Here is an 11,508-nt window from a genome sequence, read left to right as displayed (position 1 = left end):
TACGCCATTGGAACCTCGCCCAACCTGGAGCTGGCCAACTCCTCATTGCGCGGCGCCTTAGCCACCCTGGAGGAAGGGCAGAAACCACTCGTGCACTCTGACCAGGGATTCCAATACCAGCACACCTCATGGCGCCTACTCCTGCAGAACGCCGGCGCTATCCAATCGATGTCCCGCAAAGCCAACTGCTACGACAACGCCGTCATAGAGAATTTCTTCGGCCACCTCAAAGAAGAGCTCTTCAACCGCGTCCGATTCCTCAACACCGAAGCACTCACAGCCGCGCTGCACGAATACATCCACTGGTACAACACCGAAAGAATCTCCACAAAGCTCAGGGGTCTGAGCCCCGTTCAATACCGCGCTAAGGCCCTGGTGGCCTAGGTCGTTGAGAAAACTACCCCGTGAGTAATTGCCTTGGTCTCCCGGAGATCGCGGGGGCTTGGCTTTCCGAAGGCGAATCGTTCTGCATTCCATGGCCAGTATCATGAGCCCATGCAGACGGCTCTGATACTCATAATTACTGGCGTCTTGCTTGGGATGCCGACGGCCATATATGCCTTCAACAATCCGCGGCGGAAAGGTGAACCGCTGGGCGCGCAACGGACAGCGTTTCTTGGCCTAAGTGCCCTTGGACTGGCCTGCCTCCTTGTCGGAGCCGCTGTTTTCTTATCAGTCCGTCAGTAGGAACACGTACACGACAGCGTCAGTCGTCATGCTCGGCGAAAGCGTCCCTTGACGGTGGCTAGGTTCCCACACTGAGAAAGGCTCCGTCCCGCTTGGGACGGAGCCTTTCCGTGAAAAGCCGATCACTGCCCGCTAGAGTGAAGATCTCACAAATTCGAGAGTCCAACTTTCGGGGACCAGTTCAGATGCGGGTCCTGGCCTTCGAGCCACAGCCTGGCCTGGGCGGGAGTGAATGCACTGTGCAGATGGCCCACGAGGGCGTCCAGGTCCGCGAGCTGGGCACGGTTTTCTTCGTTCGGTGCATCCTGCCCGGAGACCCACCGGCCGGGCCTGTCCTTGTTGACGCCGAGCAGGGCCGCCACGGCGTTGTTGCCGAGTGCGTTCACCAGGCGCTGAGTGATGGCCCGCGGGCCGTAGTCCGGGGCATCTTTCAGGCCGGCCAGGTTGACCGTCACTGTTTTGGCGGGAGCCTTGCCGCGGCGGACTACGCGGCGCGGCGCCACTTTGAACCCCTTGGGGAGAAGGATGACGCCGTTCCGCAGCTTCACGGGGGTCTCGCGCCCGTCACCCTTCAGGATCACGGTCTGCTCTATGGCCTTCCGCTGCTTTTCCATAGCCCAACACTATCTGTTGGGCAGGCTGAGCGGTAGGGCCGGCGGCAGCCGAGGAGCGGGCAAACTTGGGCAGTAACGTTACGTCGCTGTGCGAAGTGCGGTGCGTCTGTCTCGCACCATCACCCGTAGCTGCTCTCGTTTGAGGTCAAACAAACCGACTCCCTCTATGAGGTCGCTTAGCTTTCGGTATCCGTAGTTGCGGGGGTCCAAAGACGCCTGATTGCTGATGTGGGCTCCCACTGAGGACAGGTGCGCCCATCCATCATCCCCACTGGCTGCTTCGACGGCGTTCCGTATCAACAGCACAAGGCGGGTGTCGCTCCGAAGCTTCTTCGAGTCGACCTCACCTCCCGATGCGGCCTCCGGGCTTACCGGCGGCTGCCCGAGTCCCTCGACGTAGGTGAACAGCGAACAAGCGTTGACGAACGGTTCCGGCGTTTTCCTCTCCCCGAACCCATACACCTTCAAGCCATCCGCCAGGATCCGCATGACCAGTGGAGTGAAGTCCGCGTCGCTGGACACCAGGGCGAATCCGTCAACCGAGCCGGAGTGAAGCAGATCCATAGCATCAATCACCATCGCCATATCGGATGCGTTCTTACCGGCGCTATAGGCGAACTGCTGCATGGGACGAATCGCGTAGGGGTGAAGAACGGCTTCCCACTGCTGAAGTTGAGGGCTCTTCCAGTCACCGTAAGCACGCCGAACATTAGCGACACCATGTTTGGCGACCTCAGCGAGGATGACGTCAACCTTAGATGCCGGCGCGTTATCAGCATCGATGAGCAGAGCGATGTGCTTCTCGTCAGAGTTCATTCGTTGAGGATGTCGGCCGAAACGGAAGCGCGTCAACTTATCGATTACCCCGTGCAAAGATCTTTGTCCTTCAACACGGATCAGCCAGTCATCCCGGTATAGCTCTCGCGCGCGCAGCTACTCCGCGCCGCCCTCGTCCACCAGCTCGCCGGCGGCGATCCTCTCGGCGGTGCGCCGGTAGGCCTCGGCGATGTAGTCCTCGATGTCGTTGGCCCCGATGCGCCACACGCCCCGGCCACCGACCTGGATTCCGCGAAGCTCGCCTGTCTTGATGAGCCCCCGGATGAGGCTGGTCTTCACGTTCAGCTCATCGGCGGCCTGCTCGATGGTCAGGAAGCGGCGGGGCTTCTCGGGTTCATCGGTCACCGGATCATCCTATGTCGGTTCTGGCGGCGGATCTCGGTCCGTATCGCCGTGGTGGCCCGCGTCCAGCCGTGGACCCCACGAGTAATCAACTCAAGATCGACACAAGAGATCCCGAGGATTGACCGAACCCCTTCCCCGCTCCCTCCTGGCTTCCTAGAGTGTTTTCAAGGCCTCAACGACTACGTCTGGGGGACGTATGAACACGAGCAGTATCCCATCTGCGGAGAATCCACAAGTGGCGAAGACTCCTTTTCCAGTCCCGCTCAAGCCCGTGGTTGCACAGCGCACAGTGCACACGATGTCCACGGGCAAGGGCCGGGAACACGAGGTGCAGCGGCTCATCCTCGACCTTGCCGAACTCGCAGCCTCTCGCGACCGGAGAACAGCATGACCGCCGGCGTCGACACGTCCTTCAACTATCACGACGATTCTGACGGGAAGGATCCGGACAAGTACAGTCCAACCCTGCGCCGGCACCACCAGCTCTTGTGGAGCAAGGAACTGCCCAAGGGCGGCGGCACCTTTTGCCTGGCACCGGAAAGCGGGTCCAAGCTTGCCTTCGAGTCTCCGCTTGGCATCTTCCGTCTCTCCAGCGATGCCATTACCACCAGGCTCCTGGACAAGGCCGCCCGCGTCATACGCACCATTCCCGAGGCAGAAATCCCTCCCTACGGCGGCTACACGGCCGGAAGCGCCCTCGTGTTTCCGGGCATACAGATTGACGGAAAGCGGACCATCAACCAAGAACGGGGCTGCAACTCTAAGATCTCTGACCGCTTCGATCTGACTCTGGAATGCATCCGCCGCCACTACCTCGGGATCGAGCCGAACCCACTCGGAGATGTCCTCAACAGGTATGGGACGTTCTTCGAACTGTTCAGCGACTTCGATGGGTATGTCGAGTTCTTCTTGCTGACGGACCTTCTGGAAGAAGACGGCGCTACGGTCAAGTTCTTCCACTTCTTCGATGACTTCACGACCCCTGCGGTCCCGAAAACCAAAGACGAGTATCTGGAATACCTACGCCGGAAGAACGCCTTCATTGCGGCCCGGAACCGCACGATCGACGCCCAGCCGTAGCGCCCCGTCACCACAGCTGAGTACGCGCCGTCCTAGTACTCGATAGCCTTCCGGTCGATGGACTTGAGGGCGGCGAGGCGGGCTTCTACTTCGGTCTGCTCACCGAGGTCTTCCAGGGAGGCGAACTGGGCGTCCAGGGAAGATGCTGCGAGTTCCTGCTGGCCGCGGACGGTGGCTTCCCGGCGGAGGTCGGGTCTCCGGCGTCCAGGGCACGAAGCGCGTCGTGCAATTTGGCGCAAAGAAGAGATCCTACACGTGCCGGGTCACCGGTCTCGTAACTATCGATGACCGCCCAATGCCCGCAAAAGGTTGCGAGACATAGTTACGAGAATTGCACATCCCATCGCGTGCAGAATTCAACCGAAAATTTGTGACTGTGCAGGTGAGGAGAGTAGTCACCCTTTGAGACGTCTCGTTACTCAAGGTCTGCGAGACAACTCCCGCCTGGTGCGGAACGTCGCGACTGCTGGACGGTACTTCTGCCGTTGGGCCCCTGCATGATCCTGCGTAGCCGCTACAGTCGCGCCACTCCCACGCCAACACCTTCGGGCACAACCCAGACCCTGAAGCTTTGGGCGGGCAAGCACCTCACAAAGGCTGGTTTTGCGTAGGACATGTATCTCCAGCAATCCCAGAGCCTCCGCTCGCCTGCCTGAGTGTCCCCAATCGAGGGACTGGCGATCCTCCCTGCTCTGGTAAGGGAAGGGTCGTGGACCTACCCGGTGAGTGGATAACCAGTAAAAACCGATCAAGACCACGACGCACGCGCCACCTATCGCACGCACCGAGGGCCTCCGCTCAACCGTCCAGACCACCGACACATCGAATCGATCATCACGAAGGTCCGATCCGCTTCGGCCTGACCTGGGCCGGTGTACTGGTACTGACGCTCGGGGAGACTAATCACGCCGCCGCTCCATCTCCTCGGCAAGCCCCGAGATCGGTAGCAGTAACGCATAGATTCGCCCGAGGTGCTGTTTGCACCCCGGGCGAATCTTTGTACTGATTTAATTCCAGTTGCAGGGGTATCCAAAGTACCCCTGAGATTCCCACGGGTAGATGCTGAGCCGGAATCCCGAACAGTAACCCCAGTTGGCGTACTGCTGGGCGAACCACCGGTGCGAATACGCCAGCGTGTAGTAGGCGGACCTGATCTGCCAAGGAGTGCTGGCCGGAGGAGCCGGTACGTTTCCCGATGCCATGGCGCGCGTTTCAGACTTGCTGAGATAAAGTGTGCACCGCCCTGCACCACAGTAGGCTACTGAGGCTTCGGCAGGAGCTGGATTCACAATTGCGCTGCTACTAACGACTGCCACCGCAAGAAGTGCGGCGACTACGAATTTCCGAGCAAGCGACCAGACCTTCCGGCCACCTGAGGTGTTCTGTACGATGAGGCTCATCTGAGTCACGTCCTTTGAACTCGGTGTCCTCTGGCCCGCTGCCCGATGACCACCTTGCATCTCATTGTTCGTTCGAGACTCGCGTATCTGAATGGAGTTACCGCACGTTATCGGCAGAGTTTGAGTGACTTACTGCAGGAGAGCACATGCCCGTAAGAGATGATGCATGGGCTATTTTCAAGGGCATCCTCGACAGCCGACTGGCCGAGCTTGGGCTGACCGCTACGTGGTTGGCAAAAACGATTGGAGAAGATCCTGCAAAGGTCCGGTCTTGGCGCCACTCCTCCCGTGACGGCAGCCTCCGGCATCCGACGTTGGCGCAGCTCCCGGCCATAGCCAGGGCGCTTCGCCTGGGCGGCGACGATGATGAAGAATATGACCCTTTGTTCTTGCCACGGCAAATGGGGATCTTGCCGGATGCGGTGTCCACAGAAGTCTTTGACGCTGAATTTCGGCTGCAGAAGCTCAAGCTGAAGATCATGGATGCGCAAGCCTCCGCCGCTGAACTGGGCAGGCATAACGGAGCACTAGAAATCGCAAAGGCGGCCATGTCATCCGGCAAGTGGGCGGTAAGCATCTGGCCCGCGTTGGAGGGACCTAGAGATCACCTCATGCATGTTGCCGATAGAGTGACAATCATTCGTACTAACCCCACACTTCGAGGGGAGCTGCGTTGGCAGGAGCTCTGGGCAGATCCGAAGATGAAGTTCGCAATCCGGTCGGCGGAGGCAGTCCAGTCTGGGCGGCTCGAGAGATTCCTGCCAAGACAGGAACACTCCGCATCGCACTGGTCAATCAGTCACATCGGGTCACCCTCATCTCCCATCGTGACTAAACCGCATCTAGGGCTCGCGAGTGTTGGCTTCGCTTCACTAACGTCGCTGTCTGGGGTGAACGATGTTGCAAGTATTGTCGCCAAAGTTATCGGATACGGGTTGTCAACAACTCGCAGCCTAGCCGCTGCGACGACGGGAATGGGTCAGCCTGTCCACGCACTAGTTCATCGACAAACAGCCCATTCCAACTTCATATCCAGGCCACCGAAAAAGCGTTGCTGGAGTCACCATGGGCTTGTCCCCAAAGGCTGGACGCACCCGTTCGATTTCGATGGTGAAGAGAGCGATACGGCCTTTGTCTGGCTCAGCGAAAGCGACAGCCTTCTTAAACGGGCGGCGGACGAACAGCCGGACTATATTGAATCCAAAGAGATCCTGACAGCTGAGAGAAGTCGAATGATCACGGGCCTTAGAGAGTTTCAATCGGCCCTTGTTCTCGAAGTGCATGACCAGAGCTCCACAGCAGCCCGTTGGGGACGGACGCTTCGACTGGTGAAGGAAATTGTCGATAAGTTTTACGAGCAGAAGTTGATTCCGGATAACTTAAGCGAAATCCATTCCTCAGTGCGGAGTAGGGACGAGGCTACGTTCGGTCCCGCATTCGACTGGCTAAGAAAGAACGGGTGTAAGGCCTTCGAGTATTGAGGTTTTCGGAAATGTGACTGATGCGGGGAAGTGAGTGCCTCTGGGCATCCTTCATTGCACCGTGAGGACGCCGAGGGCTTGGATGGGTCGTCGAACTGATCCGTGCCGTGCTCACTGAACACGGCCCAGAATTGCCCCCTTACCTGGTCAATGTCGTCCACGTCCTGACGGAACGTGGAATCAGACTCCACCCCCACTACCCCCACTTGTGCGGGTGCGACTGACCGTCTCAGTTCCCTCGAATGGGGACGGCTGGCTCGGAGGCCGCTCCCCGCGTCCTGTCAGAGTCCGGTGCCGCCTTCCAACTGTCAGTGCTGGGAGGATTCGGGGCATGAACAGCCGCAGTCCCCCGGTGTCTCTTAACCCCAATGTATCGAAAGGCTAGGGATGCGAGACGGCCAGAATGGCCGGTCCTAGTACTCGATAGCCTTCCGGTCGATGGACTTGAGTGCGGCGAGGCGGGCTTCCACTTCGGTCTGCTCACCGAAGTCTTCCAGGGAGGCGAACTGGGCATCCAGGGATGAGGCGGCGAGTTCCTGCTGGCCGCGGACCGTGGCTTCCTGGCGGCGAATGCGCTCCTCATACCGGCCAATGGCCGACGTCGGGTCGCCAGCGTCCAGGGACTTGAGCGCATCATGGACCTGGGACTGGGCGGCCGCCGTCCGGGACCGGGCCACCAGTTCATTGCGCTTGGCGGTCAGCTCGTGGAGCTTGCCCTTCATCTGGTCGAGCCCGCCCTTGAGCTTGTCGACGATCTCGTTCTGCGCGGCCAGGCCCGGCTCCTGCCCCTTGGCCGTCGACTCGGCGGTCATCTGCCGCTGAAGAGCGAGCCTGGCCAGGGCATCAAACTTGTCGGCATCCACACCGTTCCCGGCGGCCCGGAACTCATCAGCTTTGCGGGACGCGGCGATGGCCTTGTTGCCCCAGGTGTAGGCGTCGTTCACGGCCCGCCTGTAGTCCTCTTCGGCCATGCGGACATTGCCGATGGTCTGCGCGACGGCGGCTTCGGCTTCGCGGATGTTCGCCGAGTAGTCCCGGACCATCTGGTCCAGCATCTTCTGCGGGTCTTCCGCGGAGTCCAGGAGGGCGTTGATGTTGGCCTTGGCGAGCTGGGCAACGCGGGCGAAAATACTCTGCTTCACGACGGTCTTTCTATCGGTGGTGGAATTCGCATTTTATGTGTACGGCAGTGACGGGACTTCAGCACCAAGCATCCCGTCATTGCCAGCGATTGCTACTGTTTCGTCCAGGTCCCGCACCGCGATGACTCAAACGTCTGTCCTTCGCTGAGGACCACCTGCGGGAAGCCGCCGGAGACGATGTCGTTTTCGATAATGTCGGCGCCATTGGAACCGGTCACCGTGATGGACCAGTAGCAGCGGCTTCCTACCTCCGCAGTCGTCCGGTAGGTGCCGGGGGCAATGTCCTTGCCGACCGTCCAGGTGCCTTCCTTGATGGTGTTCGCTGCAGCTGCCGCCTCTGCGCCGCCGACTGCGGCTTCCCGGGCTTTGACAGCCTCTTCGGCCTTCTTGACTTCTGCTTCCCGCGCTTCCAGCCTGGCAGTGGATTCAGCCTCGGCCTTGGCCAGTGCGTCCTCCCGCTCCTTCAGTCTTGCCTGCGCGTCTGCTTCGAGGGTTGCGCTGGTCGCCGTCTCGGGTGGGGCGGCGCTGTTATCCCTGCGGGCGTCTGCGCCGGCGGCGACACTGCCGATGAGCAGCGATACGCCGCCTGCGATGGCGACGGCGATCGCGGCGTTCCGATTCGGCAGGCTGGCCCAGGACGGCTTGTTGAAAATCAGCGTGTAGAGACCGGTCACGCCAGCGGCAAGTCCGAGGAAGATGAGGATGGATTCACCGTGTCCGCCGACGGCGTTGGCCAGGACCACGATGGCCAGAAGTCCGCCCACGATCCAGAACCAGGCGCCGAAGCGCCCCTTGGGCTGATTGGGATCCCGCTGGCGGCGTTCCTGCTGCGGCTGCGGCGCCTGTGGTTGCTGCAGGTAAGGCCCCTGCGGGTAAGGGTGGCCGGCATGCTGATGCTGGAACTGCCCGGGAAACTGTCCCTGCTGAGGGTCGTGGAACTCTGGCGGGAACGTCTGGCCCGGGTTGGGAGGCTGGTTTTGTCCCGGCTGCTGCTGCGGCAGATTAGGGTCGTGGCTCATGGTTCCCCCATGGAACGTCAGGGACGCATCTTCGCGTTGAGGTCAGATTATCACCAGCTCCGCCGCCGTCTGAATGGTTTCTCGCAGGATTCCGTTGAAGACCGGACGGTCAGGTGCCGCACACATGTCAGGTCAGAAGTATGTCCAAAGCCTGCAAGAAGCACCATGGCAATTGAATCCGGCCCCCGGCCACTTTGGCCCCGGAAATCACGGGTGAGGCGTCCGTAGTACCAGCCGCCCGGGGTGCCAGCCGAAGCCGATTAGGCTGGTCACCGCCCGAACGCCAGGGTCGGCACCACAAAGAACGCTCCGACGTGGATCCACTGCTGCCGTACCGGCCGCAACAGGTAAGCCACCATCCACACCAAGAGCGCCGCAAACACCAGAGCGATACCGTAGCCGTAGAAGGCCAGGGACAGCCCGGCGCCCCATAGGTACCCGGCATCTTCGCCGTTCAGGACCGTCGGCACACCAAAGACGAAGAGGGCAACAATGAGCATGACGCACACCCAGAGCGTGGTGGCGATCAACCAGCCCTTGATGAACGAGTACGCGTCGAGGACGACCCGCTGCCGTCCGCTCATGCCCGGCTCATTTGGCGGCGAGTTCTTTGCGGCGGAAGGTCGCGACGATGGAGAGCTTCTTGCCGTATTCGATGGACCCGTACCGGAAGAGGTGGACGGCCAGGCGCAGGATGAGGGCCCCGACGATGAACAGCTCGGCGATCACAATGGTGGCCTCCGTGCCGGAGAGGGTGCCGAAGCCGTTGCGGAGCATCGCGGTGACGGGGGCGGTCAGCGGGAAGTATGTGAACACCTGCACGATGAGGGATTCCGGGTCGGAGATGATGAGGCTGAAGGTGTAGAAGGGGATGAACATCGCGGCCATGAGCGGACCGAAGATGGTGCCGGCCTCTTTGGCGGTGGGCATGATCGCGCCGATGGCGACGAGGACCCCGGTGAACAGGGTGAACCCGCCCAGGAGCAGGAGCGCCCCGGTGATCATGGCGCCCGGTTCGAACACCAGGGATGACAGGTCCATCTCGGGCAGGGCCAGGGAGTCGCGGAAGAACAGGTAGCCGGCGGCGATCGGGGCCAGGAACACGAGCATCTGCACGAGCCCGACGGCGAACAGGGAGATGATCTTGCCGGTGATCAGCGTGGTCGGGTTCAGGGTCGTCAGGATCATCTCGGTGACCCTGTTCTCCTTCTCCTCCAGGGTGGAGTTCAGCATCTGGTTGGAGAGCAGGATCATGGCGATGTAGAAGGCGACGAGGAACAGCAGCGGCGGGATGACCGAGCCGATGCCGCCGGAGGGTTTCCCGTCCTTGAAGGTTTCGGATTCGAAGGCCACTCCCCCGGACAGGGCCGCGGTCAGCTGCGGGTTCCCGACCTGGGACTGGGCCGCGGCGTTGAGCAGCTGCTCGGCCACGGCCTCATACTTGCCGTTCTCGAACATGCCTTTGTCGGCCCCGTACACCTTCACCGGCTCTGTGGACGGGTCGGCCGGGTAGGCGAAGTACGCTTCGGAGCTGCCGTCCTTCACCGCGGCCAGGGCGGTGTCCGGGTCGGAGGCCGTTTTACCGCCGGCGGCCTGGGCCATCTGCGGCGGGATGATCCCGGAGGCGTCTGTGTACGTGAAGGACAGCTGCGAGTTCTTCTGCGCGTCGGCGGTCGCCTCGGTGCTGGAGTTGGAGGCGTAGATCAGGACGAAGAGCAGCACCAGGAGGATCGGGATCGACAGCGTGGCGATCGCGAAGCCCTTCTTCTTGATGGTGCGCGTGAACTCGAACCCGACGACGGTGCCCAGGTTGTGCTGTGAAAATGCCATTGCTAGACCTCTGCCATCTGCTGTTCGCCGTACACCTGGATGAAGATCTCCTCAAGGGAGACCCGGGCGGTCGTGAACGACCGGACCGCGACGCCGGCCTCGACCAGCTCGCGGAGGACGCCCACCTCGGTGGCCCCGGCCCGCGGGGCCAGTTCGGCCCGGCTGCCAATGTCGGTGACCACGTTGTACAGGGCGGAGGTGGGCAGGATGCCCTCGTAGATGACCCGGTAGAGGGTGCCGCCGAACTGTTCCTGGACCTCGGAGACGGTCCCGTAGGCGCGGGCGGTGCCGTCCTTGAGCAGGATGACCCTGTCGCAGAGCCGCTCCACTTCCTCCATCTGGTGGGTGACCATGATGACGGTCGCGCCGGCCAGCTTATGCTCCTCGATGATGTCCATCAGCAGCCGCCGGTTCACCGGGTCAAAACCCTTGGTGGGCTCATCCAGGATGAGCAGTTCCGGATCATTCATGATGGTGACCCCGAGCTGGACTTTCTGCTGCTGGCCGCCGGAGAGCTTGTCCAGCCGCACCGCGGCCTTGTCCGCCAGGCCGACCCGCTCCAGGTAATCCTGGGACCATGCCTTCGCCCCGGCCTTGGACAGGCCCTTGAGCCGACCGAAGTAGACCATCACGTCCAGGACGGCTTCCTTCTTATACAGGCCCCGCTCCTCCGGCAGATAGCCGAGCCGGGCACCGTCCCGGGGCTCGAAAACCTTCCCGCCAATGTGCAGGGTCCCGGCGGTGGGCTGGTAGATGCCCAGCAGCGCCCTCAAGGTGGTTGTCTTCCCGGATCCATTGCTGCCCAGGAACCCGAAGGTTTCCCCGGCCCGGACATCAAGGGACAGGTCCTTGATGACCGTGGTGTCCCCGAAATCCATCCGGAAGTTCTGAATGTGCACAAGCGGCTCCGCGGCCGCGTCCCCCAACGTCATGCTGCCAGCCTATCTGCCGCCCGGAATGGTCCTTGCCTGTAGGCATGCGTAGGATGCGGCTGACAGCCGGCTGCACCGCTCATGTAGGCTCGACGCCATCACAGTCTGAGGGGGCAGGGCGATGAAGCGACACGAACAATG

General features: G+C 61.4%; 12 protein-coding genes and 1 pseudogene. 4 read left to right on the top strand and 9 right to left on the bottom strand.

Going from position 1 to position 11,508, the window contains the following annotated elements; translation table 11 throughout:
• The coding region (locus NFU08_RS11710; RefSeq protein WP_251423455.1) for an IS3 family transposase at positions 1 to 384 on the top strand (384 nt) is incomplete at its 5' end.
• Positions 385 to 833: 449 nt separating this feature from the next.
• Here the strand turns inward: NFU08_RS11710 and NFU08_RS11705 are convergent.
• The 3 genes from NFU08_RS11705 to NFU08_RS11695 all read right to left on the bottom strand — a co-directional run bounded on the left by NFU08_RS11705 (position 834) and on the right by NFU08_RS11695 (position 2,483).
• Positions 834 to 1,301, bottom strand: coding sequence for a hypothetical protein (locus NFU08_RS11705; RefSeq protein ID WP_251423452.1), 468 nt, complete (start codon positions 1,299 to 1,301; stop codon positions 834 to 836).
• Positions 1,302 to 1,379: 78 nt separating this feature from the next.
• Positions 1,380 to 2,117, bottom strand: coding sequence for an NYN domain-containing protein (locus NFU08_RS11700; RefSeq protein ID WP_251423449.1), 738 nt, complete (start codon positions 2,115 to 2,117; stop codon positions 1,380 to 1,382).
• A gap of 117 nt (positions 2,118 to 2,234) precedes the next feature.
• Positions 2,235 to 2,483, bottom strand: a complete 249-nt coding sequence (locus NFU08_RS11695) for a helix-turn-helix domain-containing protein (RefSeq protein ID WP_251423446.1) — start codon at positions 2,481 to 2,483, stop codon at positions 2,235 to 2,237.
• Between the two features lie 235 nt (positions 2,484 to 2,718).
• Here NFU08_RS11695 and NFU08_RS11690 point away from each other — a divergent pair, with 235 nt between their 5' ends.
• Both NFU08_RS11690 and NFU08_RS11685 read left to right on the top strand, forming a co-directional pair.
• Positions 2,719 to 2,874 carry a hypothetical protein gene (locus NFU08_RS11690; protein WP_251423443.1) on the top strand — a complete coding sequence of 52 codons (156 nt, stop codon included), beginning with the start codon at positions 2,719 to 2,721 and terminating at the stop codon, positions 2,872 to 2,874.
• Complete coding sequence (locus tag NFU08_RS11685) at positions 2,871 to 3,563, top strand: DUF6994 family protein (protein ID WP_251423440.1); 693 nt, start codon at positions 2,871 to 2,873, stop codon at positions 3,561 to 3,563. The genes NFU08_RS11690 and NFU08_RS11685 overlap by 4 nt, the downstream gene beginning before the upstream one ends.
• A gap of 32 nt (positions 3,564 to 3,595) precedes the next feature.
• Here NFU08_RS11685 and NFU08_RS11680 read toward each other — a convergent pair.
• A pseudogene (locus NFU08_RS11680) lies at positions 3,596 to 3,798 on the bottom strand (PspA/IM30 family protein); the annotation flags it as partial.
• A 1,311-nt stretch (positions 3,799 to 5,109) separates the two neighbouring features.
• Between NFU08_RS11680 and NFU08_RS11675 the strand changes: the two are divergent.
• A complete protein-coding gene (locus NFU08_RS11675) occupies positions 5,110 to 6,444 on the top strand; it encodes a hypothetical protein (RefSeq protein WP_251423437.1) in 1,335 nt (444 codons plus the stop codon).
• 413 nt (positions 6,445 to 6,857) lie between these two features.
• Here the strand turns inward: NFU08_RS11675 and NFU08_RS11670 are convergent, their stop codons facing one another.
• From NFU08_RS11670 to NFU08_RS11650, 5 genes are all read right to left on the bottom strand, one after another.
• Positions 6,858 to 7,586 carry a PspA/IM30 family protein gene (locus tag NFU08_RS11670; protein ID WP_251423435.1) on the bottom strand — a complete coding sequence of 243 codons (729 nt, stop codon included), beginning with the start codon at positions 7,584 to 7,586 and terminating at the stop codon, positions 6,858 to 6,860.
• Between the two features lie 92 nt (positions 7,587 to 7,678).
• Positions 7,679 to 8,605 carry a hypothetical protein gene (locus tag NFU08_RS11665; protein ID WP_251423432.1) on the bottom strand — a complete coding sequence of 309 codons (927 nt, stop codon included), beginning with the start codon at positions 8,603 to 8,605 and terminating at the stop codon, positions 7,679 to 7,681.
• 269 nt (positions 8,606 to 8,874) lie between these two features.
• Positions 8,875 to 9,189: a hypothetical protein gene (locus NFU08_RS11660; RefSeq protein ID WP_251423427.1), complete on the bottom strand. Its 315-nt coding sequence runs from the start codon at positions 9,187 to 9,189 to the stop codon at positions 8,875 to 8,877.
• 7 nt (positions 9,190 to 9,196) lie between these two features.
• On the bottom strand, positions 9,197 to 10,435 hold the full coding sequence (locus tag NFU08_RS11655; protein WP_251423425.1) for an ABC transporter permease: 1,239 nt from the start codon (positions 10,433 to 10,435) through the stop codon (positions 9,197 to 9,199).
• A 2-nt stretch (positions 10,436 to 10,437) separates the two neighbouring features.
• A complete protein-coding gene (locus NFU08_RS11650) occupies positions 10,438 to 11,367 on the bottom strand; it encodes an ABC transporter ATP-binding protein (protein ID WP_251423422.1) in 930 nt (309 codons plus the stop codon).
• Positions 11,368 to 11,508: the final 141 nt, after the last annotated feature.

It is taken from the genome of Pseudarthrobacter sp. NCCP-2145, assembly GCF_023708005.1.
GTDB classification, from domain to species: Bacteria; Actinomycetota; Actinomycetes; order Actinomycetales; family Micrococcaceae; genus Arthrobacter; species Arthrobacter oxydans.
The sequence above is the reverse complement of the archived record's forward strand: the minus strand, read 5'-3'. Positions and strand labels throughout refer to the sequence as shown.